We start from the raw sequence: 26,264 nt of genomic DNA on the forward strand, positions 1-26,264 counted from the left end.
ACCTCCTATTAAATATATTGTTTCGGTTTTTCTTCTTTTGTTAAAACTCTTAATGCACCTAAAGCCAAAGATTCCATTTCATTTTCGCCAGCATAGACTACAACTGGTGCAATAAACTGAACTCTTGGTGTGACTATCTCTACTAATAGTTTATCATATGCTAGTCCACCTGTTAAGATGATTTCATCTACTCTACCTTCTAGAACGGTAGCTTGTATGCCAATTTCTTTTGCGATTTGATAGCACATAACTTCGTGAATGAACTTAGCTTTTTCATCACCATTTTTTATTCTGTCTTGAATTTCTTTTCCATCGTTAGTTCCTAGATATGCAACAAGGCCACCCTTACCATAATTTTTTCTTTTTATTTCTTCTAAGGTGTATTTCCCACTAAAGCACATATTATACAATGGACCCATAGGAACAGAACCACTTCTTTCAGGAGACATAGGTCCATCTCCATCAAGTGCGTTATTAACATCTATGACTTTACCTTTTTTATGTGAAGCAACACTAATACCGCCACCTAAATGAGCAATAATAAGATTTAAATCTTCATATTTTTTCCCTAAATCTTTTGCACGTTTACGTGCAACAGCTTTATGATTTAATGCATGAAAGAGGCTTCTTCTTTGCAATTCTGGGAAACCAGAATATCTGTAGTGATCATCCATTTCATCAACTGCAACTGGATCAACAACATATGCAGGTATACCATATGGTTTACCTAAATTTCTAGCTAATATGCATCCTAAATTAGAAGCATGCTCTCCTCTTTTAGCTTCCATCATATCTTGGATCATTAAATCATTGACTTCATAAGTTCCACTTTCAATTGGTTTCAACATACCACCTCTACCAACAATTGCTGAAAAAGTACTTAAATCAATATGTTCTTTATTTAAAAAATCTAAAATGATTTGTTCTCTAAATTTATATTGATCAATGATATGTTTATATTTCATGATCTCTTCAGTCTCATGATTAATCTTAAATTCAGATACAAGTTCTTCATCTTTATAAACTGCTAACTTAGTAGATGTAGAACCTGGATTGATTGCTAATATTAAATGTTTCATCATATCACCTTTTTCTCTAAAGAGCTTATACGCTCTGATATTGTTGGATGATTATAAAATAATTTCACATACAAAGGATGTGGATTCAAATTTGAAAAGTTTTCTCTTGCAAGCACTTCTAATGCACCAATCATATGTTCTTGACCAACATATTTTTTAGCAAAACCATCTGCTCTATACTCTATTTTTCTAGACCAACCATTGGTGAGCATACCTAATAAAATAGAAATCGGACCCATTAAGATGGTGAATAATATTAAGCCAAAGCCAAAGAATACACCTTCAAGTCCAAATGCTGTATAGACTGATGGAGATTGCATGATTAAGCCAATAACCAAAGCATAGAGACCGAAAGTTAATATGTTTTGAAATAACATTTTAGTCGTATCTTTATATGTAGCATGCCCTAATTCATGAGCCAAAACAGCTAGCACTTGTTCTTCACTTAATTTTTCAATTAATGTATCATATAAGACTACATCTCTGGTTTTACCTAATCCACTAAAAAATGCATTAAGCTTAGATGATCTTTTTGATGCATCCATAACAGAAATTTTTTCAACTTCAAATCCTAACTCATTAGCTAATTTATCAATTTTTTCTTTTAATGATCCATCTTCTAAAGGTGTTAATTTATTAAATAGTTTTACAAATACTTTTGTATTTAATAAAAACATGATAATCATCACAACTGCTAAAAACACCCAAGCTAGCAAAACAAAAACCCAAATAGAATCAATAAATGCTAGATAAAGACCTTGAAGTCCAGCAACTAATGCTCCAAATAATAGACTTGCTAATAAGAAACTTTTAATTTGATCAATCACAAACGTTTTCTTTGTTGTTTTGTTAAATCCATATTTTTCTTCAATTTTAAATGTATCGATATATTCAAAAGGTATTCCGATAAATGTTTGGATAGCCAAATAAATCACTAAGAATATCCATGTTTGTAAAATTTCAGAATGTGTCACATTTAAAGCAATGCTCTCAAATATTCCAAAAACTTTAAACAATAATAACCCTAAAATCAATGCTGTAAAAACAGATTTTTGAATAATTCCAAATCGCAAATGTTCTTGATTATAACTTGCCCATTTTTTATATACTTCCTCATCATAAATATTTTTTACATTATCAGGTAATTCAAGTCTTGAATGTTTAACATTTAAAATATTTAAAACTAAATCTATCACATACATAGATGCAATTAAAGCGATAATAACAATATGCATTATTTTGTCTCCTTGATATTTGGTTTAAATGTAGATGTGAAATGTCTAAGCATAGGAGATTCATACTCAAATACATATCCTTTTAATTCATTTCTTCTCTTATAAACTTCTATGACTGCCTGTCCTACAATTTCTAGATGACTATATGTATAAAGTCTTCTTGGAATCGTAAGTCTCATAAACTCAATTGGGCTTTTTAAGTTCTTATGTGTGTCTGGATCTCTTCCTAAGAGTAGAGAACCAATTTCTACACCTCTTATACCCGCTTCTAAATATAACTCGTTTACAACGCTTAATGCTGGAAATTGATCATAAGCAATGTGCGGTGCCATTTTCCCACAATCCACAAACACAGCATGTCCTCCAATAGGATATTGAATAGGAACACCAGCTTCTTTAAGCATATCACCTAAAAATCTGATTTGATCTACACGATGTCTTAAATATCTCATATCTAAAGCTTCCATAAGACCTTGAGCAAGAGCTTCCATATCTCTACCACTTAGACCTCCATATGTTGGAAATCCTTCATAAGGAACAATATATGTTTGACATTTTTTATAAAGGAGTTCATCATCTTTAATTGCGATGATCCCACCCATATTTACCAAACCATCTTTTTTAGCACTCATTAGAAATATATCAGCTAAATCAAATGTTTTTCTTGAAATTTCTAATATAGATAAATCCTTAAATCCTTCTTCACGTTCTTTAATGAAAAATGCATTTTCAGCATATCTAGCTCCATCGATTAATAAAGTAATTCCATATTTATGACTTATTTCTTTAACTGCTTTCATGTTCGCAAAACTAACAGGCTGTCCACCAGCACTGTTGTTAGTAATTGTCATGATAATGCCACCAATATTTTCGCTACCTTTTTCTAAAATAAGTTCTTCTAATCTAACAAGATCAAAATTACCTTTAAATGGATGATCAAGCTCTATATTAAAGCATTCATCAATGACACAGTCAATTGCTCTTGCACCTGCAAGTTCAACATGAGCTCGTGTTGTATCAAAATGAATATTCGAAATAAAATACATCCCTTTTTTAGTAACAAGCTGTGGAAGAACTATTTGTTCTGCTCCTCTACCTTGATGAGCGGGTATAAAATACTTATAGCCTGTAATATTTTTTACAACCCCTTCGAGTTTATAAAAACTTTTACTTCCAGCATAAGCTTCATCTGCGGTCATCATATGACCCCATTGTTCTTGACTCATTGACCCAGTCCCAGAATCAGTTAGTAAATCAATATATACATTTTTACTCGCTAAAGAAAACGGATTGTACCCTGCATTTTTCAATAATTCAATGCGTTCTTCTTTTGTTGTTTCAAATATGGGTTCAACCATTTTAATTCGATACGGTTCTGCCGTATATTTCTTATTCATATGTCACCTCACTATAATCTAACTCTATTATACATGGTTAAAGTTATAAAATAAAGCCATGAATAAAAACGCTTACAAAAAAACTATAACATTATGCTATTCATCTATATAAATGCTATACTAACAGTAAATAAAGGAGGTCTCCTATGAATGATTTAGTAAAAGCTTTTGATGATTTGCCATGGATTTTAAAACTTATATTAGCTTTACCTGGTATTGATGGAATTGCTTGGGGTATTTATAGAATTGCAAAAGGTATCACAAAAAATGATTTAACATTAATCATCGTTGGTATATTATGGATTGCATTTGGATTTGTAATTTTTTGGGTAATTGATTTAGTTACAATACTTCTTTACAAAAAACCAACTGTTTTAGTTTAATTTTTAATATCTTATATATAAATAAAAAAGGGGAATAACATGATATGTTATTCTCCTTTTTATATCTTTTTTAATACTTTTGTTTTTCTGGTATGACACCTCTAATGCCACCTTTTGGATTGTCTACATCACCGATATATCTTGGAATCAAATGAACGTGACAATGCATAATGGTTTGTCCAGCATAAATGCCTTCATTAAAACCAACATTATATCCATCTGGATGAAATAATTGATCAATATGCTTTTTACTTATCTCAAGCAAAAGATTAATATCATTTTTCTCATCTTCATTAAGATCAAAATATGATGCAACATGTCTTTTTGGCATAATAAGCATATGTCCTTTATTGACTGGAAAACTATCATATATTGCAAAAGCTAATTTGTTTTCATATATAATTTTTTCTCTCTTCTTTAGATACTCACAAAATACACACATATAAACTCCTTATTTCGTTTATAGTTTACTTAAAACTTCTATTTCTTCTTTTTCAAGTCTAAACGTATACCATTGTTCTAAATGTTTAGCTCCTAATGATTTATAAAAATCAATGGATTTTGTATTCCAATCAAGGCACATCCAATCAATTCTATAATAGCCTTTTTCAACCGCAAGACTAGCTAAAGCTTTAAACATTAATTTTCCATATCCTTGATGTCTATATTCTAAATCAATATAAATATCTTCCAAATATAAATTAGCTCTTCCTAAAAAGGTAGAATACGTTAAAAAATATAACATAAAACCAATGGGTTTTCCATTTTTCTCTGCAATTAATACAAAAGCTTGTTTCTCTTCAAATATAGTGTGTTCTATATCTTTAAGCGTTGCAACTACTCGATCACTTAGTTTTTCATAAGCTGCAATCTTTTTTATATATGATAATATCAATGATGCATCATCTTTAGTCGTTTTTCTAATTTCAAATTCATTTTGTTTAAATACAATAACCTTCATAATTAAGCCTTCTTATTTTAATTTAATTTTACTTAAGGGTGTATATGTTAATAAATCATTTACTCTATGACTATAATAAATAGTGATCTCTTCTACTTTTAACTTATAACTCTTTGTCTTGCTCATCTTTAAATTCTGCACATTGTCTAAATGCACTTTTCTAGCTAAAGTGACATGTGGTTCATATTTATTGCGCTCTATTCCAAAAAGCTCATGGCTTTCGAAATCGACGATATGATGTATCTTATCTAAATAATCAGAACCTTTTTGCACACCAATCCATAAAGTGTATTCATTATTTTTTTCAAAATATCCTATATCTTTTAGATAAACATCAAATGCTTTAATATCTTTTAGTCTTTTAGCTAAAATCTGATCTAGCGCAACGATTTCCGATATTTTCATTTCTCCAATAAACTTTATAGTTAAATGATAATTTTCATTTAAACTTTTATTATAAGTTTCGGTTAATCTCAATACTTTATCTGCTTCATCATCAAGTGAATTTCTAATATCTTCTGGTATTTTAACACCTACAAATATTCTCATATACTCACCACCATATCTATATTATAACAAAAAAGAGACTTTATATAAATCTCTTAAATGTTGTAACTTACATTTGCAATAAAATTCTTTAATTGTTTTGTTTGTGGATTATCTAAAATCTTTATATCGCCATGTTCAATAACTTTCCCATTTTCCATAAAAACGACATAATCAGCAGCTCTTTTAGCAAACTCTATTTCATGTGTGACAATCATAAAATTTGTTTTTCTTTCTCTTAATTTTAAAATAGTCTTTAAAACTTCATGAGATAAAATCGGATCCAGGGCACTGGTTGGTTCATCAAGAAAAACAACTTCTGGATGAATTGCTAGTGATCTAATGATACTAGCTCTTTGAGCTTGTCCTCCAGATATTTTAGCTGGGATCTTATCTTTATGTTCAATCAATTCAAATTGTTCTAATAATTTTAAAGCTACTTCATTTGCACTATCAATATCCATATGGTGAACTTTTTCTAAAACAATAGTAATATTTCTTAAAATGGTTAAATGTGGAAATAAATTATGTGCTTGAAATACAAATCCAACACTTTTATAATATTCTTTTTTATCTTCTTGCGTGACAACATGTTGGTTAAGCATGATCTCGCCTGATATAGGATCTTCGATGCCTGCAAGCAGTCTTAGTAATGTTGATTTACCAGCACCACTTGGGCCAATAAGTGCAATACCGGATTTATCTTTAATCTCTAAATCAACATGATCCAAAATAACTTTTCCTTCATATACTTGCAAAATATCTTCAAGTTTTAAATCCATGATGCCACCTTCTTTTCAAAATATTTAGCCAAGAAAATTAAAGGCAATGTAATAATTAAATATAAGATAAACATAACTAAATAGCCTTCAACAACAGCAACTGTTGTTGTTTGTATTGATGTAATTTGATCATATATTTCTTTAACACCAATAAAACTAAGTAAACTAGACCCTTTAATGATAATCGCTAAATTAACAATGATTGGAGGAATAATCACCTTCACAAGTTGTGGCAAAATAATATATCTATATTTTTAATAATTAGTAAACCCTAAAACTTTCATTGCTTGATATTGAGTTTGATCAATAGATTGCATCGCACCCATAAAAGCATTTCTCATATATGGAGCCATAAATAAACTAAACGCAATAACTCCTGCTAAATATCTATTTGTTATATTTAGCGGAATAGCTATAAAATAATAAGCAACAATGACAAATACAAGTGTAGGCGTTCCAAAAATAACTTCACTAAAAATATTTGAAATATATTTGAAAGCCAGCATGTCAGATTTTGAAAGCAAATATAAAACAAACCCTAAAATAGTACTTGAAAATAGTACAATTAAACTGACTGAAATTGTATTGATAAAACCAGTAACAAGAAAATTTGGGTATTGAAATATAGCTTCAATTCTAAAATTACTTCTTCCTGGATAAGCAAATATAATAAAGGAAATGAGCAATCCATAAAAAGCAATCGCTATTCCTATATTAAATGCTTTATTCTTCTTCATCAATAATGCCTTGTAAATAAATATCTAAAGTCGCTCCAGGGATGTTACTATCAATTACACTATTATATTTATTTCTTAAAATATCATATACACCATTTGTTTCTAATCCGGCAATAAAAATATTTGCTTCAGCAACTAAATTACTACCTTTTCTAAATGCCATACCAATAGGTGATAGAGAAAGTGGATCCATTAATATTTCAGTCGTATCAGGATTTGCTAAATGTTGACCTGCAGCATTTCCTACACTCATTAAAAAGACATCTGATGCTCCAGTCACAACTTCTAATACAGCTGCTGTAACGTCATTAACTTCTCTAATAACTGGATTATTTGCTAGCTCTCTTGCAACATCAAGTGTTGCAAATGTTTTAGGTGCAACAAATCTTACATTTTCAATTGCTAATAAATCTTCTTTAGTTTCTATATTATTATCATCATAAAACGTTTTATTCACAAGCGTTACTAATGGAAAATTAAAATACTTGTTACTAAAATCAACTGATAACGCTCTGTCTTCAGTAATCGTCATAGAGCCAATAATAACATCAATAGTTCCAATATTTAATTCTGTAATTAAAGAACCAAATGGAACATCAACAATTTGTACTTCTTTACCTAAATACTTCCCAAATTCTTCAGCTAATGTTACACTAATACCTGTTGGATTTCCGTCACTATCAACTGTTTCATGCGGCGGATAAGTTAAATCCATCCCTACCTTTAAAACATTTGAATCATCGCTACATCCTACAAGTAAACCTATAGCTAACATTGCTACAAACAACATTAATATTTTTTTCATTTTTTCTTACCTCTCTTTTTTTAAACTATGTTTTCTACATGACTAATTATAATTATAAAGTATATATATAACAACACATATGCTTAAAAAAAAGAGTGCCAAGCACTCTTTTTAAATTAACTAAAATTATCAAATAATACATTGTCATCTTTCATATCATGATTCTTTAATACATTGATACAAGCTTTAATCATACCTGGAGACCCGCATAGGTAAGCTTCTGAATCACTTAAATCCTTAGTGTGTCTATCAACTACGTCAGTAATTAAACCAACATCACCTGTCCAATTATCTTCTTCAAGTGGTTCTGATAAAGCTGGAATATATTGAAAATTCGGAAATTCTTTTGATAACTGTTCGAATTCTTCTGTGTAATATAAATCTCTTTTTGATCTAGCTCCAAAGAAATATTTAACTTTTCGAGTCATCCCTTTGTCTCTTAATGCATATAATATAGAGCGTATAGGTGCTTTTCCTGATCCACCGGCGATACAAATCATATCCTTATTTGAATCCTCTCTTAAGAAGAAATCTCCATAAGGTCCTGTGATTATCATTTTATCTCCAACTTGCATTGCTTTATGAACAAATGTCGTTGCTTGACCATTTGGAACAAGTCGAATAATCAATTCAACTTCTGATTTGTTCTTTGGATCTGATGCAATTGAATAAGCACGAATAACATCAATACCTGGAACTTTTATTTGAACATATTGTCCTGGTTTAAAATCAATGTGATCAGGATCTAATAATTTAAATTTAACGAGCTTAATATCATATGTTAAGTCTCTAACTTCTGATATTCTTGTCTTATATTCTTTTGCGTTTAATAAGCCTTTAGGTAAAACAATTTTCATATCTGTTTTAACTTTAACTTGGCATGATAATCTAATGCCTTCTTTTCTTTCTTCTTCACTAATAAATGCTTCTTCTGTAGGTTTAATCGTTCCATCTCCACCTACTAATCTAAATTTACAAAATCCGCATGTTGCTTTTCCACCACATGCAGATGGAATAAATATCTTTTCACTAGCTAAAGTATTTAATACTGTATCGTCACCCTTAACAGGTATCTTCGTATCATCATTAATAGTAATGACTTTTTCGCCACCACCACCTAATAATTTCTCAACTAAAATCAAGATAAAAGAGATGACTAATAATACACCAATTAATACTACAGGAAGTTCCCAACTCATAAAATCACGCTCCTTTTCTTATACTAATCCAGTAAAGCCCATAAATGCAAGAGCTAAAATACCTAAAACGATAAATACAATTGCCTTACCTTGTAATCCTTTAGGAGGATTACTAATTTTTGCCATCTTTTCTCTTAATCCTGCAACTAAGACTATTGCTAACATCCAGCCTACACCTGAACCAAATGAAAACGATACAGTTTGAGCAAATGTATAGTCTCTATTAACAAAGAATAATGAAACAGCAAGTACAACACAGTTAACGGTAATTAAAGGTAAGAAAATCCCAAATGCATTATACATTTTTGGAACAAATCTTTCCAAAAATATTTCTAATAATTGTACAACAGCTGCAATCGTAATAATAAATACAATTAAACTAATAAATTCAGTATTAGTTGCAACTAATAATTTATAAATAGGATAATTGATCACTGCAGTTATTGTTACAACAAATACAACAGCAATACCCATTCCCTTAGCATTTTTAACACTTGTTGAAATTGCGATTAATGGACACATCCCTAAAATAAAGACTAGGGCAATATTGTTATTTAAAATCGATGATATAAATAGTTCTATAATATTCATTTATTTGCCCTCCTATACGACAGTTTCATAATTTTTTGTAAGCTCTCTGATACCCCATATCATAAGTGCAATTACAAAGAAACCACCTGGCGCCATTGTCATAGCAACCCAATTAATCCAATTTGGCCCAACAACTCTAATATTTAAGAAAGTCCCAAACGCCAATATTTCTCTAACACTTGCGACTGCAATTAAAACAAATGTATAGCCTAATCCACTAGCAAGTCCATCAATTAACGAATATTTAACTGGATTTTTTACTGCGAATGCTTCAGCTCGACCCATAACAATACAGTTAGTGATGATTAATCCTACATATGCATCCAAAGAATCAGCAATTGTAGGGTAAAAAGCTTGTAAAACTAATTGAAAAATAATAACAAATGTAGAGATAATAACCATATAGGTAACCATTCTTACTTTACCCGGAATAAAGCTTCTTAATAATGAGACTGCAGCAGAACTTGCCATCACAACAAATGTTACACCAATACCCATAGCAATCGCGTTTTCAACTCTATTTGATACAGCCAAAGCAGAACAAATACCTAAAACTGCAATTGCAATCGGATTATTAGTAGCAATACCATCTTTTAAAATGTTATACCATTTCTTATACTTAATTCGAATTAAATTCATTTAAATGGCCTCCTACTCATTCCGTGCTTGCCATAAAGCACTATATGTCTCATAATTTGTATTTAGAATAATTTCAAATGCATTAGATGTTCCTGTAGCTCCTGTAATTGCGTCTACTTCATAATCTTGTGTTGCACCCTCTTTAGTTATATCTAAACTTGGTGTCATTTTTTTACCTACAAAAGTCTCTAAGAAAGGTCTTTCAGCAACAATCCCACCTAATCCTGGTGTTTCTTCTTGTTGCAGAATAGTAATTCTAGCAATTGTTTCAAAGTCTGGTTCTAAAGTGATAATCCCGATGATTGGACCCCATAAACCACTACCTTCAAATTGATAACTAACTTTATTGCTAACTTCATCAACATAAAATGTGTATCCGTCTATTACAATAATGTTAACTTCATCAGCGTAGATATCATGAATATTAGCAAAAGTATATTCGACATCAAATCCATCTAATACGGCTGATTTTAATTTAGCTTCACGATTCAACTCAATTCGATCTTTAGTTAGTGCGTCAGCGCCAAGTAATAATCCACTTGTGATTAAACCTAGTAAGACTACAAAAACAATTAGCTTAAGATTTTGATTCATCAAGTGCACCCTCTTTCTTTAATGCTCTATTTTCAAACATATTATCAATTAATGGTGCAACTGCACTCATTAATATAATTGCAAACATTGTCCCTTCTGGATAAGTTGCGTCAGAATATCTTATTAAAACTGTAATCGCTGCAATACCTAATCCATATAGAACTCTACCCCAATTGTGTATAGGTGCAGTTACTGGATCAGGAGCTATGAAAAATGAAACAAATAATAAATTCCCCACCAATAAAGCATAAAAAGCTATAGGAAACTTAGGAAATCCGAGTAATCTTCCAATAAAAACAAAAACAAACACACCACCAATAATTGAAAGTGGAATCTTCCAATCAATAACCTTTAAGAAAATTAAGATAACACCAACAACCAAAATACCTAATCTAAAAGTTTCTCCTAGTGCTCCTGGTGTGCTTCCTAATAACATATCAACTATTGAATAAGTTGTTCCAACTTCATTTGCTCTAACCAACATGGTTGGGAAGAATTGAGGAAAAGAAACTGTAACAAATAATAATCCAACTAAAGCTGGATTAAATACGTATTTCCCACTACCTCCAAATATGCCTTTACCAAAAAATGTACCAAATGCAGACCCAACTGCAACCATCCAAAAATATTTTATTTCTAGTGTGGAAGGTATGAGTAGCGTAAGCAATAATGGATATATCATCCAAGCTCCATCAAAATCAATTTTTCTGCCCTTATGAAACATCAATTCTACAAGAAAAGCCGCTAATAAGGATATAGCCGCTACAAGTAAAACTTGATATCCATAAATAAGGGTTGACGATAAAACTAAAATAGATAACGCGATTGTCATAATCATGACATTTCTTTTATCTAGTGCTTTTTTAATCACTGTTTCATAAGTTTGCGTCATAAAGTCACCACTACTTTCTTATTTAATGTCTAGTAAGTTTTTGCTCACTAATTTGTAAATATTTTATCATATTTTCTGTCTTTTTTTATTCTTGATGCGTTTTTAGTTAAATAATAAATGAAAATGAAGTAAATATCATAAAAACCACGTAGATGTGGTTTTTATTTGTTTATTTATTTCATGAATCTTCGTATGATTTTCTCTTGTTTTTTTGTATAAGGTGGATATGCAAGTTTTATATCAAATTTAGTAGTTTTCTTTGTATATGTTTTTTGATTCGAAAATGCTTGAAATGATGTATATCCGTGATATATTCCAATTCCACTTAATCCAACTCCGCCAAAAGGTAGATTTGGATTTGTAACTTGCATGATGGCATCATTGATACCACCACTGCCAAAAGATAGTTCGTGAAATACTTTATGTATTTCATTTTTATCATTTGAAAACATATATAATGCTAAAGGTTTTTCTTTTTGTTTAATGATTTCAATAACTTCTTCTAATTCTTCATACACTAAAACAGGAAGTATAGGTCCAAATATTTCTTCTTGCATGACTTTATCATCCCAAGTAACGTTATCAAGAATAGTTGGAGATATAAATTTAGATTTTTCATCAACTTCATTGCCAAAGACCACTTTATCTGGATTGATTAATCCTTTTAATCTTTGAAAATGTCGATCATTTATAATTCGACCAAACTCATTATAATCTGGATAAAAATTCTTTATTTCTTTTTTAAAAAGATTTATTAATTCTTCATGTATTTCTTTTTCTACGTAAATATAATCAGGTGCAATACATGTCTGTCCTGCATTAATAAATTTACCAAATATAATGCGCTTAGCAGCAATCTTTAAATTTGCAGTCTTATCAACTATTGTTGGACTTTTACCACCAAGTTCTAAAGTTACAGGTATCAAATGCTTACTAGCTTTTTCATAAACGATTTTCCCTACTGTTGCACTTCCTGTGAAAAAGATGTGATCAAATTTTAAATCTAAGAGTTTACTAGTAACTTCTTTTGCTCCTGTAATGACTTTAATATAACTTTCATCAAATGTTTGACTAATTAATTTAGCTATAACTGCTTCAGTTTGAACTGTATATTCACTTGGCTTAATGATTGCGGTGTTACCAGAAGCTATCACTCCTATGAGTGGTTCTATAACAAGTTGAAAAGGATAATTATATGGAGCTATAATACATATAACACCTAAGGGTTCTTGTGACATAAATGATTTAGTCCCAAACAAAAATAATGGTGTCTTTACTTTTTTAGGCTTCATCCATTTTTTTAAATGTTTTATAGTAAAATCAATAGAATTTAAAACAAAACCAATTTCTGTTGTATATGCTTCAACTGAAGATTTATGTAAATCATCAAATAAAGCTTTTGTGATTTCCTCTTCATGCTGCTTAATAGCAGATTTTAATTTCTTTAATTGCTCAACTCTAAATTCATAATCTTTTGTTTGATTAGAATTAAAAAACTTTTTTTGCTTATTGAATACTGATTCCATTTTATCCATCCTTCTTCGCTTTCAAATCTTAATATGTTTATTTAATATTAGTTATATTATAACAAAAATAATCATCATTCTCACACACAGGATTAAAACAATAAAAAAGTCGAGATTTCTCTCGACTTATTGTTTAGATTAAATTGCGCATTTTTCGTAAACACAATCAGGATCACTACATTGGATACATCCTTGTTTCTTAATTAAAACGCCTCCACAAAGTGGACATAATTCTTTTTCAATTTTTTCTGGAGTGTATCCGGTAGGTGAAACACTTATGTGTGTCACATATTCTTTTACAACGCCGGTTTTCTTATTAGCCCATTTTTCTTCTATATGAAGATGAGGTGGGTTTGCAGGATTTAAATCTTTAGTATCCTCGTTAATGCCAGCTAGGATACCAATTTTAGCACAACGATCTCTAAAGACTGTTGCTCCTTTTAATCCTTTTGACCAAGCTGTTGTATAAATATTAACAACATCATCAACATTTGCACTATTAGGAACATTAAATGTAGATGAGATAGCTGTATCTACATATTTTTGAATGGTTGCTTGTACGTTTGCACGATCTTCAAAATCAATATTTTGTGAAGTGATAAGTGCCCATGCAGGAAGATCTTCTGGATCAACATTCATTGCCTTAGCTAATGCAACTGGAGTTTTTTCCCATACAGTAATTGTTTTTTCATCTTCAAATATGCTAATGATTCTTCTTGTGTAATTGATTTGGAAGAATGGTTCAACTCCACCACTTACACCAAGTATATTTGATATAGAACCTGTAGGTGCTATACTTAATAATCTTGAGTTTCTCATACCGTATTTTTTAATTAATTCATCAGTATCTTTATCGATAGCTGCTTTATAGAAACTTGATTTAGATATCTTATCATAATCATATTTAGGGAAAACGCCTAATTCTTTAGCACGAAGTGCTGTAGCTTTAGCAGCTGAATTAATCATTTTTCTCATAAGTTTATCTAAAAATTCTAAAAACATTTTAGACCCATAAGGTAATTTCATAGATAAAGCTAAATCAGCTAAACCCATAACGCCTAATCCAATTTCGCGATATTGTGTTACATGATCGCGTTGTTGAGGTAGAGCATGGCGATCACCTAATAAAGTTAATAGGTCATCTAATGCATAAATCATTTCGGTTGTGACAAAATCAAATCTATCAAAATCATATACCGCTTGATCAGTAAATGGGTTTTTAACAAACGCATTTAAATTGATACTTCCTAAATTACATGAACCATGAGCCATAAGTGGTTGTTCTCCACATGGATTGGTTGCTGTAAATTTAACTTCATCATATTCACTTAAGAAATGATAGTCATTCATATGATCGATAAAGACAACGCCAGGATCACCCATTGTATGAGCTGCATATCCAACAAGTTTTAATAACTCTTTAGCATTTACTTTCTTTTCAATAGTTTCATAAGGTGTTTCAAAATTCATTACCCATTCTTTATTATCTTTTGCTGCTTTCATAAAGTCATCAGTTAAAGCAATTGATATATTTGCACCATTAACTTTATTTAAATCAAGTTTAGTTGTAATAAAATCAATGATATCTGGATGACCAATATTTAAAACTAACATCAAAGCGCCACGTCTTGCGTCTTGTTGTGTATTTAATGTTGTATGTGAATATTTTTCAGCAAATACCATCACACCAGGTGTAGTATTACTACTGTTATTAACTTTAGCACCTTTAGGACGGATATTTGATAAATTCATCCCTTGACCACCACCATAACTATAAGTTCTAGCTATTTGATAATCAACTTTATAAATACTTTCTAAACTATCTTGAGGATCTTCTGTAACATAGCAGTTAGATCCGGTAATATTTCCTTCTCTACCAATTGCGTATAAATTACGACCACCAAAAATAGCTTCTTTTTTTCTAAATATTTTTTCTAAGGCCGGTTTGTCAAGAGTAACTCTTTTTAAGAACTCTTTTTTGCTTTCGCCCTTAATTAAGTATTTTTGTAAAATTAAATCTTGTCTTTCATCATTATCTGACCATGGATTTTCACGATCATGTTTTTGTTTTTCTCTATATTTAATATACGATCTTGCAGCATCAAAATGCTTAGACTGCATTAAAAAGTTCTCAACATCATCTTGAATTTGCTCAATATTAATGTCTGCATCTTTCTCGTAGCTTTTTGTAATCTTTTCTGCTTGTTTTTGACAATCTGCTAAAGTAACGTTTGCGCCTACCCCTTTATAGGACTTAAACATAGCTAAAGCAATCTTGTTAAAATCGAAGAGTTCTTTTGTTCCGTTTCTCTTAATTACATACATACACATAACACCCCTTAATTTTCTATACTAGCATTGTATCATAGAATGTATGACTATTCTATAATTTTTTCTATGAAAATACTTTCATAAAAAAATATAGTTTCCTCATAATTATTCTAAAAAAATATCAATATTTCTGCAAGCATTACATCAATTATAGGCGTATCGTATTTATCTTTCAATTCTTACGCTTGTAAAAAAAATATAAGCCGATAATCGGCTTATATATTTATAATTTTAATATTGTAACACCCTAAGAACTTCATCATAAATAAGATTTAAAATACCTTCTTCATCTAATTGTGTTTGTTTATTTATATATTGAAATGATAATCCTGAGATAAGAGCTTGAATCACATAACCTCGTGTTGGTTGTTTTGTTAACCCGCTAGGAACTGCTTTCTCTAAAATTCCTAAACGCATGATATCTATAAATCGTTCTTGTAAATGATCAGAAACCTCATTCATTTTTTTATCAATGAGCTTATTATTAAAATGATTAACTTGTTTTTGATGACTCATGATTGTTTCAACTAAATGTTTAGCATCATTCATTGCATGTAATAATCTTCTAACTTGTTCAATGAAAGCTTTCTTAAACGTAGTTTCTGATAAAGGGTTTAAAATCTGTTGTTCATAATAACTAAGTAAATACATATATGTATCACAAATAAGTGTATCTTTATTTTCAAAATACTCATATACTGTCGATTTACCGATATCAGCTTTCTTTGCGATTTCTGATAAAGAAATTTGTGTTACATCTATATCTTGTTTTATATATTCAATGACGACTTCAATAATTTTATCCTTGGTTTGCAACTTCTTTGTCCTCCTTTAGCATTGCTTTTCTATTAAGCATTGCATAAATCGTAGGAACAACAACTAATGTTAAGATTGTTGCATAAATCAAACCACCAATAGCGGTAATTGCCATAGGTTGTAAGAGTTCAGAACCTTCACCAATAGCTAGTGCCATAACAAGTAATGCAAGGATTGTTGTAAGAGCAGTCATTAAAATTGGTCTTAATCTTGTCTTACCTGCTTCTACAATAGCCTCTTTAACAGGTAATCCTTTTTCTCTTAGTTTATTAATATAATCAATTAATACAATACCATTGTTGACGACTACACCGACTAATATAATCAATCCCATGATTGAAACCATTGAGAGATTCATATTTGTGATCAGTAATGCTAGAAGTCCACCTGTGAAAGCTAGAGGAATCGTAGCTAAAATGATTAAAGGATATACAAGTGATTGGAATTGAATTGCCATAATCATATAAACTAATAGAATTGCTACAATAGCTGCGACAGTTAAATCACTAACAGCCTTCATAATTTCTTCGTTTTCACCAACAAACTCAACGTTGTATCCACTGCCATAATCTTTAAACTCATTATCAAGATATGTACTTACTTGATCAGTAGCTTCTGTACTTATCAAAGTGACATTGTATCCTTCTTCTATTTGTGCATTTACTGTTAAATATCTATTTGATCCATCTGTATAGATAGTTGAAAAGCCTGTAACTTTTTCGATATCAGTAACACTTTCATTTGGATCAACCAAATTAAATAAAGGTGCTAAAGCAATGCTTTCTAAAGTTGGATTAAAAACATCAAAAGGATTCATGACGATAACTCCAGCATCAATCACTAAATAAGGATTAATTATAAATTGTACTGGTGTGCCATCAACATATGTTGGAAGCATAACATTTGGTACATAAATACTCATATTTGAATCAGCTTCATAAATATCAATCATATCTCTTGTTGTTTGATCAAATAATCTAACACCACCTAAGAATGTTAAGTAATCTCCAAATACTCCAAATGAGAAATCTCCAAGTGCTTCATTAGGTATTTCAAGTTCATAATCTATACCTTCAATTTGAACAGTAAGTGTTTCACTTGAAGTTAATCCAGATAAATTAGCAAATAAATAGTTAATATTTTCACTAACATCTTGATTTGTTAGACCAAATTCAATAGCCTTATCTTGATTGACAGTGAGTTTAACATTATCTGATCCAGCACTTACACCATTATCGATTTCAACAACATGATCTACATCACTTAATATAGCAGTTATATCATTGGCAATATCTTCAAGTGTATCAAGATTATATCCACTTACTTTGATACTTATTCCAGAACCACCAGTAAGAGCTCCAGCTGAATTTTGTGATGATACATTAAAATCTAGGATATCTGTACTACTCAAATTATCAATGCTATCATAGTTGTAAGCTTCTAGTAACGCTAAAATTAATTTTTCATTTTCAATAGTCGTTAACTTTCTATTAGATTTAAGGTTAATTGAAAAATTAATACCCGTGCTTGATCCAAACATACCCATCATAGCCATTGGATTACCGCTTGTTCCAATAGTAGCAGCAACACTTTCAACATCATCAATTTCTAATAAATCAACGGTGAGTTCATCTGCTAGATTAGCTTTACCAGTAAAAGATGCTAAGCTTTGTGTTTCAATTGAAATTTCTATACTACCTTCATCTGATTCAGGTAATAAAATGAATCCTTTTGAATAAACTAAGAAGAACGAGCCTCCCAATAAAACAAGAACAGTAATGATAGTTAGTGCCTTATGTTTTAAAGTGAATAATACTGAAGTTTCATACCAAACTTTTAATTTGTGAATGACTTTGCCTTCTTTATTCTCTTTCTTATCATTTAAAATTAACGAACTCATTGATGGAACAACAGTAAGTGCAATAACTAAACTAGCTCCTAGTGAATATGCAATAGTAAGTGCCATTGACATGAAGACATCACTAATTAAACCTTCAACAAATATAAGTGGTAAGAATACCGCAATTGTTGTAAGTGTAGATGCAGTAATTGCACCAGATACTTGTTTAGCACCCTCTATAGCTGCTTCTTTTCTAGAAACACCTTCATTAATCATCCTATAAATATTCTCGATGACAACCACCGCATTATCTACAAGCATCCCAATAGCTAGGGCAAGTCCACCCATAGAAACTAGATTTAAGGTAACATTTGAAAAATACATAAGCATAAATGCTGATATAACTGATATTGGTATAGCTAAGCCAATTATCAGTGTTGGTTTAATATCCTTCAAGAACATAAATAATATGAGAACTGCTAAAATACCACCAATAATAATATTTTGAACTACAGCTGATATTGATGTATTAATATATTCACCTTGATCTAATAAAATTAAATATTGAGCATCTGGATCATCAGATGTGATTTGATCTAATTTCTCTAAAATATTTGAAGTGACCTCAGTAATCCCAACATCATTTTGTTTTTGAAATGATATTTGAATACCTTGTTCACCATTAATTTTAGAATAACTTTCTTCTGATGCATCTATATATGAAATACCATCAGCAATTGCTAGATCTGATAATCTGATTACATCTGTTCCATCATGATATATTGCTAAATCTTTTACTTCATCTAATGTTTGTGGCATATCTCCTAAATATAGCATTCTAATTTCACCATTATCTAGTGCAACACCTACAAGACCTCCAGTATTTTGATCTTCAATTAAAGATAATAATTGATCTTGTGTAAGTCCATAAGTTGTTAGTTTAGCATCATCTAGACGAACCTGCAGGACTACATCAGCTTGCCCTGAGATAGAAACATCTGCAACACCTTGAATACTATTAAGTTCAGTTAAGATATCTTTATTAATCCATTCTGTATTTCTAATTAAGATTTCTTCATCTGTTAAGTCTTCATCATATGTTTTAAATAATGTCACGGTCATCACAGGAAGCATATCAGGTGATATACGTAAGATTCTTGTGTTTCCAACATTTTCATTAAAACTGATATTATTCAAGTTCTCTCTTAACTCAATAACAACACTATCCATATTAGTTCCATCGGCAAACGTAATAATAGATACTGCAAAATTTTCATAACTCATTGAAGATACTTCTTCAAAATTACCAATGGTTGCGACACTGGATTCTATTTTGTTAGTTACTTCACTTTCTAAAGTTTCTGGATTTTCCCCTGGATAAGTTGTAATTGTAACAACAAATGGTAGATTTATATCCGGAAATAATGTCAATGGAAGTTTAGTTAAAGCATACGCTCCTAATACAATAATGATTAGCACTCCCATTAAAACAGTAATTGGTTTTTTTACACTATAATTGCTCATTTGGTTCTCCTTGTAAGTATTTTCCGACCGAACGGTCGGTCGGTCATGAAAATTATATCAAAGGCTTTAATAATTTGCAATCAATTTATTCTCTTTTATGAATTAACATAATATTCCAAATTCCTTTATCTTTTCTTAGTTTTCGTGTAAACTCTTATCAAGGAGTGATATTAATGGACATAATCTTACAACGCATGAATTTATACTTTAAAAAAAATCCAGTGACCTTTGTGTTACTTGTACTAAATACAATTATGTTTTTTGTCGTTTTATTCAATGGTGGTTTTACTACAGCCTCGCTTATAAATAATGGTGGGCTTTTACCTCGTTTAGTTACTGATAATAAAGAATATTATCGTTTATTAGTTTCAATGTTTTTACATGCAGGCTTACTTCATTTTTTAATGAATTCTTATTTCCTCTATTATTTAGGTAGTTTTACTGAAAAATTATTAGGTAGTACGAGATACGCTATCATTTATATGCTAAGCGGTTTAGGTGCATCAGTTGCAGTTTGGTTATTCAGTGATCCTGATGTTGTCACAATAGGAGCAAGTGGTGCGCTATATGGTATCATGGGTGGCTTACTTATCCTAACATTCTTAAAAGCTAATTGGTTTTCACCTTATGGAATCAGATCTATTAGAATGATTTCTATTATTAATATCGTCTTTACATTAACACTAAGTGGTGCTGTCAGTGTTCAAGGTCATCTTGGCGGATTAGTGTCCGGTATTATTCTTACTTACTTATTCATACCAGATCTTCCCAATTCGAAACAGCGTTATCAAGATCATATAAATCCTAATAATCAAGTGCATAACGGAAAAATTATTATTGATATGGATGATGTAACTGATGATGATATTTATACAAACTAATTACATTAAGTATATACAAAAAGAACCCATCTTATGATGAGTTCTTTTTTATATTTATATAACTTATTCAGTTCTAAGTGCAACTACTGGATCTCTTTTAGCTGCAATTCTACTTGGGAATAATCCTGCAATTAATGTTAATAATGTTGATAATACAATTAAGAACAATGCGCTGGTTGCTGGTAGAGATGCAAAATTAGGAACATCAATAAATCTTTCAACTAGTAAATTAATAGGAATGTTTAATAAGAAAGAAACGATAATACCAAATATACCTGCAGTGAAACCAATTAATAAAGTTTCTGCATTGAATATTCTAGATATATCTTTTTTTCTAGCTCCTAAACTTCTCATAATACCAATTTCTTTTGTTCGCTCAACAACTGATACATAAGTAATAATACCTATCATCACAGATGATACAACCAATGAGATTGCCGCAAATGCTGCAAGGATAATTGTTATTGTATTAATTAATGATGAAATGGTTCCAGATATTGTTTCAGCCAAATCAGTATAAATAATTTGATTTGTTTCATCTAATCCTACATTGAAAACATCAATATAAGCTTTAATCTCATCTTTATATTCAAAAGATACTGGATAAATTTGAACTGCAACAGGAGTTGCATCTCCACCTATAGATCTCATAACGCCATCATAAGTAAATGTTGAATTAAATGCTGATCCAGTTAATACGTTAATAGTTGGTGAAGCTACTTGAGCAGCAACCACATTAGAATCTTTTTCTATGTTAAGTAAGTAATCAGTTAAAAATGAAGTATATCCTATACCTGTATCTAATATTTCAGATGAAGCTTCTTCTTTCACTCTTAAAATACCACTAATTTCAATTAAAATTTGACTGTTGTTGTACATGTTTTCATAATTAGTGCTTTCAATATAAACGCCACCTACTTCGTTATAAAATAAATCATTTAATACAACTTTGAAGGTTCTTCCAATTAAATCTTGTGAAGTATATTCATCTTCTATGTTGATACCTAAATCTTCTAATAAAGTTAAATCTATTCTATTTCTTTCATCAACAATTAATACAACTTGATTATAAGAAGTTGGATAATCACCAAATATAACATCATATTGTGTTTGAATAAAATCTGGATTGTTTGGCATTTCATTAAAATATGAACTACCTCCAAAAAATGACACACCAGAACTTGCAGTTGGTACACTTATATATGAACCATTATCTGATAAGTTAACAACATTTAACGATAACCCTCTAGTATATGATATTGAATTATAGTATTCGGGATTCATTTCTGATAAGTATGTAATAAATTCAGTTGTAATAATATTTTGATGAGACGAAAGACTAGAATCAGAATCATATGGTGCAAACAAATCATCTGATATATATTCTAAATCAGGTCTTGGATTTGTGACCTCCTCAGGAGGACCAAATGCAACTACTGTTTGATCAACGGTAATTGGAAAGCCTGCTAAGGCATCTGATTGAATATTATTAGTATATGTCGTCATCCCATTAGAAATCGATAAGACAAGGGCAATACCAATAATACCTATACTACCAGCTAGGGCAGTAATAATTGTTCTTCCTTTTTTAGTTAAAAGGTTTTTAAAACTTGTTTTAATTGCTGTTATATAAGACATTGATGTCTTTTTATTTTCAAGCTTCTCAGTTTTTTCTTTTTTTACCGGTTCACTTGGTCTAGAATCTAGTGTCACAAGTCCATCTAATAAATGAACAATACGATCACTATGCGCTTCAGCGATTTCAGCATTATGGGTAACCATAATCACAAGACGATCTTTAGAAATCTTTTCTATCAATTTCATAATTTGTTCACTGGTTTCGCTATCTAGTGCACCAGTAGGTTCATCTGCTAATAATATTTTAGGATTATTAACTAAAGATCTAGCAATCGCAACTCTTTGCATTTGCCCACCTGATAATTGATTAGGTTTCTTATAAATATGTTCTTCTAATCCAACATCAACTAAAACTTTAATTGCTCTTTCTTTTCTTTCTTTTGCAGATACACCTGATAATCTTAAAGACATTTCAACATTATCTAATACAGATAAATGTGAAATCAAATTATAAGTTTGAAAAACAAAACCAATTGTTGCATTTCTATATGCATCCCAATCTTGATCTTTAAAGTCTTTTGTAGATTTACCTTCAATAAGTAAATCTCCACTTGTATATCTATCTAGGCCACCGATAATATTTAAAAGCGTTGTTTTACCACAACCAGAAGGTCCTAATATAGAAACAAACTCGTTTTCTTTAAAACTTAAGTCTATTCCTTTTAATGCAGGGAAAGGTTTTCCTGCCAACATATAATCTTTTTTGATATTTTTTAATTGTAACATCACATACACATCCTTTTTTGTTCGTTATTATTTTAACAGTATTTAAATCAATTATAAAAAAGAATGCTCATATTATTCTATTATGTAAATTAATGTGTCGTATATGTAGATATAGTATCTAATAACTTAGTATATCCCAATTTTATTTGTGTTTTACTTAGTCCTGAGTATCCAATGACTAATTCAATCATATCTTTTTGTTTATGTTGTGTTTGTCTAAATAGCGACATACCTAAAACATGAATATTTCGAGTTTCTAACTGCTTAATGATTTCATTTTCACTAACTTTTGCATAAAAAGATAATATGAAATGAAGCCCCGATTCATAATTTTTTATATTTATTTTTTGATACTGCTCAGTTATATCTAAAATTAAGTCTAATTTTTCTCTATATATTTTCATCATTTTATGAAGATGTCTAGAAAAATATTCTTTATTCATGAACTTATATAATATATATTGCTCGAAATTAGGCACAGTGCATCTATGATATTGCATTACCTTATTAAACTTTTTCATTAAATCAATAGGTAAAACCAAGTAAGCTACTCTAAAGGATGGTGCTAGTGATTTAGAAAAGGTGTTCATATAGATTACTTTTTCTCCTTTGTCTAATCCTTTTAGCGCAGGAACGGGTCTACCTTGATATTTAAACTCACTATCATAATCATCTTCAATGATATATCTATCAGTTTCTTGATAAGCCCAGTTTAAAAGCTCAATTCTTCTTTGTATAGGCATGGTAATACCTGAAGGAAATTGGTGAGAGGATACTATATGGACAATTTTAGTGTCTGAAGCCTCAAGCATTTTACTACTTAATCCATATGCATCTAATTGTATTAAATTAGTTTTGATATCTAGTGTTCTAAATAAATGAAATATCTTTGGATAACTTGGATCTTCTATTCCATAAACATTGTTTCTTCCTAATAATTCAATCAAAAGACTTAATAGTTGTGTACTACTTGATCCTATAATAATTTGACTTTGGTCTATGCTCATGCCTCTATATATATCTAAATGTCTTGCAATCTCACTTCTTAAATCATATAAGCCATGCGCATCAACATCATTTAACATCGTTTCTCTATGCTCTGATAGTACTTCTCTTGCGAGTTTTGCCCACGTTTGATGTGGGAAATGTGTTGTATCTACATGACTTGTATTAAAGTCATAAAGATAAGTTCTATCTTTAGTCTCTTTTATCTTTATATCTTTTATTTTAGGTTGATTAAAAAATATAGGTACTTTTTTAGAAACATAATACCCTTTCTTCTCTACAGTATAAACATACCCTTCATCAATAAGTTCTTGATAAGCTTTATGAATAGTCATTGGACTAACACTAAAACTTGCAGCCAACTTTCTTTTAGAAGGAAGACGATCGTTTTCTTTTAAAACATCTGATAAGATCATCGATTTCAAATGATTGTAAATTTCTAAATAAATATATTCTTTTTTATTTGCCATAAGTTCACCTAATCTGGTATATGATTATTTTATATATCTGGTTATTTAACTATACCAGTTATTATTATATAATATATGTGGACAAAAAGAAAATGGAGGTCTTATTATGGATCAGAAAAGATATCAACTTAATAAAGAATTAGCTGCGATGTTAAAAGGTGGAGTCATCATGGATGTATCCACACCAGAACAAGCAAAAATAGCTGAGGCTGCTGGTGCTGTTGCAGTTATGGCATTAGAAAGAATTCCTGCAGACATAAGAGCTGCTGGTGGTATATCTAGAATGAGTGACCCTAAATTGATTAAAGATATACAAAAAGCTGTTTCTATTCCAGTCATGGCAAAAGTTAGAATTGGTCATTTTGCAGAAGCACAAATTTTAGAAGCTCTAGATATAGATTATATTGATGAATCTGAAGTGCTATCACCTGCTGATGATATTTATCATATTGATAAAACATTATTTAATTCACCATTTGTATGTGGTGCTAGAAATCTTGGTGAAGCCTTAAGAAGAATTACAGAAGGTGCATCTATGATAAGAACAAAAGGTGAACCTGGTACTGGTGATATCATTCAAGCAGTTAGACATATGCGTTTAATTCAAAAAGAAATCAGAGATGTAGCATCTCTTCGTGAAGATGAACTTTATATTCTTCAAAAAGAAATGGGCGTATCTATGGATTTGATTAAATACGTTCACAAAAATAAAAAATTACCAGTTGTTAATTTTGCTGCTGGTGGTATTGCAACACCTGCTGATGCTGCACTTATGATGCAACTTGGAGCTGAAGGTGTATTTGTAGGTTCAGGTATATTCAAGTCTAATAATCCAGAAAAACGTGCCGAAGCTATTGTTAAAGCTGTTACAAATTATAATAATCCAAAAATATTAGCCGAAGTCTCTGAAGATTTAGGCGAAGCAATGGTTGGTATTAATGAGGATGAAATCAAATTGATCATGAGTCAAAGAGGCATCTAAGTGAAAATTGGTATTCTCGCCTTACAGGGCGCTTTCATAGAACATAAGCATAAACTAGATAGCTTAGACATACCCTCATTTTACATTAGAAACAAAAATGATTTAGAAAAGCGTAAAGATGGATTAATTCTTCCTGGTGGTGAATCTACTGCAATGTATAAATTACTTGTTGAACTAGATATGCTTGATATGTTAAAAACGCAAATCAAGGAAGGTTTACCAACATTTGGAACATGCGCAGGAATGATTTTATTAGCTAAAGAAATATCCAATCAAGATCATGCTTTCTTAAAATTAATGGATATCACTGTAACAAGAAATGGATATGGTAGACAATCAAGTAGTTTTATAACTCATAATGAATTTAATCATATAAAAATTCCTATGACATTTATTAGGGCTCCGTTTATCAAAACTTTATCAGATGACGTTCAAATTTTATCTCTTTATGATGAAAAAGCTGTTGCTGTTAGACAAAAAAATATGCTAGCTACTTCTTTCCATCCGGAATTGAATCATGACCTTGCAGTTTATCATTACTTTATAGATATGATAAAAATAAAATATAATATGTAAATCCACTAAAAAACTTATAATGTCTTATCTCTAAATTATAAGTTTTTTATTATGCCTTAATTTGATTATTTTTTTCAAAAATATGGGCCTATAATTTATAGGCTCTATG

Annotated in this window: 23 protein-coding genes and 1 pseudogene; 4 read left to right on the forward strand and 20 right to left on the reverse strand. The window is 30.3% G+C overall.

Annotated elements, in window-relative coordinates:
* Window positions 1-8 precede the first annotated feature (8 nt).
* Genes buk through MPAN_RS08440 form a run of 3 tightly spaced genes read right to left on the reverse strand, consistent with a single transcriptional unit; the run spans window position 9 to window position 3,711 of the window.
* Window positions 9-1,079, reverse strand: a complete 1,071-nt coding sequence (gene buk, locus MPAN_RS08430; protein ID WP_231756769.1) for a butyrate kinase — start codon at window positions 1,077-1,079, stop codon at window positions 9-11.
* The gene (locus MPAN_RS08435) at window positions 1,079-2,314 is read right to left on the reverse strand and encodes a M48 family metallopeptidase (protein ID WP_176239415.1); all 1,236 of its coding nucleotides are present in this window, start codon (window positions 2,312-2,314) and stop codon (window positions 1,079-1,081) included. Before MPAN_RS08435 ends, buk begins: the two co-directional genes overlap by 1 nt.
* Window positions 2,314-3,711, reverse strand: a complete 1,398-nt coding sequence (locus MPAN_RS08440) for a tryptophanase (protein WP_176239416.1) — start codon at window positions 3,709-3,711, stop codon at window positions 2,314-2,316. Before MPAN_RS08440 ends, MPAN_RS08435 begins: the two co-directional genes overlap by 1 nt.
* A gap of 146 nt (window positions 3,712-3,857) precedes the next feature.
* On the opposite strand from MPAN_RS08440, the gene MPAN_RS08445 reads away from it, so the two are divergent.
* The gene (locus tag MPAN_RS08445; protein ID WP_176239417.1) at window positions 3,858-4,094 is read left to right on the forward strand and encodes a hypothetical protein; all 237 of its coding nucleotides are present in this window, start codon (window positions 3,858-3,860) and stop codon (window positions 4,092-4,094) included.
* A 70-nt stretch (window positions 4,095-4,164) separates the two neighbouring features.
* Here MPAN_RS08445 and MPAN_RS08450 read toward each other — a convergent pair whose 3' ends face one another.
* The 15 genes and pseudogenes from MPAN_RS08450 to MPAN_RS08520 all read right to left on the reverse strand — a co-directional run bounded on the left by MPAN_RS08450 (window position 4,165) and on the right by MPAN_RS08520 (window position 19,877).
* The gene (locus tag MPAN_RS08450) at window positions 4,165-4,536 is read right to left on the reverse strand and encodes an HIT family protein (protein WP_176239418.1); all 372 of its coding nucleotides are present in this window, start codon (window positions 4,534-4,536) and stop codon (window positions 4,165-4,167) included.
* Window positions 4,537-4,554: 18 nt separating this feature from the next.
* The gene (locus MPAN_RS08455) at window positions 4,555-5,055 is read right to left on the reverse strand and encodes a GNAT family N-acetyltransferase (protein ID WP_176239419.1); all 501 of its coding nucleotides are present in this window, start codon (window positions 5,053-5,055) and stop codon (window positions 4,555-4,557) included.
* Window positions 5,056-5,067: 12 nt separating this feature from the next.
* Complete coding sequence (gene thpR / locus MPAN_RS08460) at window positions 5,068-5,604, reverse strand: RNA 2',3'-cyclic phosphodiesterase (RefSeq protein ID WP_176239420.1); 537 nt, start codon at window positions 5,602-5,604, stop codon at window positions 5,068-5,070.
* A gap of 53 nt (window positions 5,605-5,657) precedes the next feature.
* Window positions 5,658-6,383 carry an amino acid ABC transporter ATP-binding protein gene (locus MPAN_RS08465; protein ID WP_176239421.1) on the reverse strand — a complete coding sequence of 242 codons (726 nt, stop codon included), beginning with the start codon at window positions 6,381-6,383 and terminating at the stop codon, window positions 5,658-5,660.
* Window positions 6,374-7,120, reverse strand: a pseudogene (locus MPAN_RS08470) (amino acid ABC transporter permease). Before MPAN_RS08470 ends, MPAN_RS08465 begins: the two are co-directional and overlap by 10 nt.
* Window positions 7,107-7,925: a transporter substrate-binding domain-containing protein gene (locus MPAN_RS08475; RefSeq protein WP_176239424.1), complete on the reverse strand. Its 819-nt coding sequence runs from the start codon at window positions 7,923-7,925 to the stop codon at window positions 7,107-7,109. The pseudogene MPAN_RS08470 and the gene MPAN_RS08475 overlap by 14 nt, the downstream one beginning before the upstream one ends.
* A gap of 116 nt (window positions 7,926-8,041) precedes the next feature.
* Window positions 8,042-9,124 (reverse strand): NADH:ubiquinone reductase (Na(+)-transporting) subunit F, encoded by a 1,083-nt coding sequence (locus MPAN_RS08480; protein WP_176239425.1) that lies wholly within the window; start codon window positions 9,122-9,124, stop codon window positions 8,042-8,044.
* An 18-nt stretch (window positions 9,125-9,142) separates the two neighbouring features.
* Window positions 9,143-9,715 carry an Rnf-Nqr domain containing protein gene (locus MPAN_RS08485; RefSeq protein WP_176239426.1) on the reverse strand — a complete coding sequence of 191 codons (573 nt, stop codon included), beginning with the start codon at window positions 9,713-9,715 and terminating at the stop codon, window positions 9,143-9,145.
* Window positions 9,716-9,727: 12 nt separating this feature from the next.
* Window positions 9,728-10,354 (reverse strand): Rnf-Nqr domain containing protein, encoded by a 627-nt coding sequence (locus MPAN_RS08490; protein ID WP_176239427.1) that lies wholly within the window; start codon window positions 10,352-10,354, stop codon window positions 9,728-9,730.
* A gap of 12 nt (window positions 10,355-10,366) precedes the next feature.
* Window positions 10,367-10,948, reverse strand: coding sequence for an FMN-binding protein (locus tag MPAN_RS08495; RefSeq protein WP_176239428.1), 582 nt, complete (start codon window positions 10,946-10,948; stop codon window positions 10,367-10,369).
* Window positions 10,932-11,840: an RnfABCDGE type electron transport complex subunit D gene (locus MPAN_RS08500; protein WP_176239429.1), complete on the reverse strand. Its 909-nt coding sequence runs from the start codon at window positions 11,838-11,840 to the stop codon at window positions 10,932-10,934. The genes MPAN_RS08495 and MPAN_RS08500 overlap by 17 nt, the downstream gene beginning before the upstream one ends.
* A gap of 173 nt (window positions 11,841-12,013) precedes the next feature.
* Entirely contained in the window at window positions 12,014-13,375 is a 1,362-nt protein-coding gene (locus MPAN_RS08505) for an aldehyde dehydrogenase (RefSeq protein WP_176239430.1), read from the reverse strand.
* A gap of 129 nt (window positions 13,376-13,504) precedes the next feature.
* Window positions 13,505-15,691 carry an adenosylcobalamin-dependent ribonucleoside-diphosphate reductase gene (locus tag MPAN_RS08510; RefSeq protein WP_176239431.1) on the reverse strand — a complete coding sequence of 729 codons (2,187 nt, stop codon included), beginning with the start codon at window positions 15,689-15,691 and terminating at the stop codon, window positions 13,505-13,507.
* Window positions 15,692-15,928: 237 nt separating this feature from the next.
* On the reverse strand, window positions 15,929-16,513 hold the full coding sequence (locus MPAN_RS08515; protein WP_176239432.1) for a TetR/AcrR family transcriptional regulator: 585 nt from the start codon (window positions 16,511-16,513) through the stop codon (window positions 15,929-15,931).
* Window positions 16,497-19,877 carry an efflux RND transporter permease subunit gene (locus MPAN_RS08520; RefSeq protein WP_176239433.1) on the reverse strand — a complete coding sequence of 1,127 codons (3,381 nt, stop codon included), beginning with the start codon at window positions 19,875-19,877 and terminating at the stop codon, window positions 16,497-16,499. The genes MPAN_RS08515 and MPAN_RS08520 overlap by 17 nt, the downstream gene beginning before the upstream one ends.
* A gap of 173 nt (window positions 19,878-20,050) precedes the next feature.
* Here MPAN_RS08520 and MPAN_RS08525 point away from each other — a divergent pair, with 173 nt between their 5' ends.
* Window positions 20,051-20,758, forward strand: a complete 708-nt coding sequence (locus MPAN_RS08525; RefSeq protein ID WP_176239434.1) for a rhomboid family intramembrane serine protease — start codon at window positions 20,051-20,053, stop codon at window positions 20,756-20,758.
* A gap of 63 nt (window positions 20,759-20,821) precedes the next feature.
* On the opposite strand, the gene MPAN_RS08530 is transcribed toward MPAN_RS08525, so the two are convergent.
* Window positions 20,822-23,122, reverse strand: coding sequence for an ABC transporter ATP-binding protein/permease (locus MPAN_RS08530; RefSeq protein ID WP_176239435.1), 2,301 nt, complete (start codon window positions 23,120-23,122; stop codon window positions 20,822-20,824).
* 89 nt (window positions 23,123-23,211) lie between these two features.
* The gene (gene pdxR, locus MPAN_RS08535) at window positions 23,212-24,597 is read right to left on the reverse strand and encodes a MocR-like pyridoxine biosynthesis transcription factor PdxR (RefSeq protein ID WP_176239436.1); all 1,386 of its coding nucleotides are present in this window, start codon (window positions 24,595-24,597) and stop codon (window positions 23,212-23,214) included.
* A 106-nt stretch (window positions 24,598-24,703) separates the two neighbouring features.
* On the opposite strand from pdxR, the gene pdxS reads away from it, so the two are divergent.
* Both pdxS and pdxT read left to right on the forward strand, forming a co-directional pair.
* Window positions 24,704-25,579, forward strand: coding sequence for a pyridoxal 5'-phosphate synthase lyase subunit PdxS (gene pdxS / locus MPAN_RS08540; RefSeq protein WP_176239437.1), 876 nt, complete (start codon window positions 24,704-24,706; stop codon window positions 25,577-25,579).
* Entirely contained in the window at window positions 25,580-26,155 is a 576-nt protein-coding gene (pdxT, locus tag MPAN_RS08545) for a pyridoxal 5'-phosphate synthase glutaminase subunit PdxT (RefSeq protein WP_176239438.1), read from the forward strand.
* Window positions 26,156-26,264 lie beyond the last annotated feature (109 nt).

Source organism: Mariniplasma anaerobium (assembly GCF_016865445.1).
Taxonomy (GTDB): Bacteria; Bacillota_I; Bacilli_A; order Acholeplasmatales; family Acholeplasmataceae; genus Mariniplasma; species Mariniplasma anaerobium.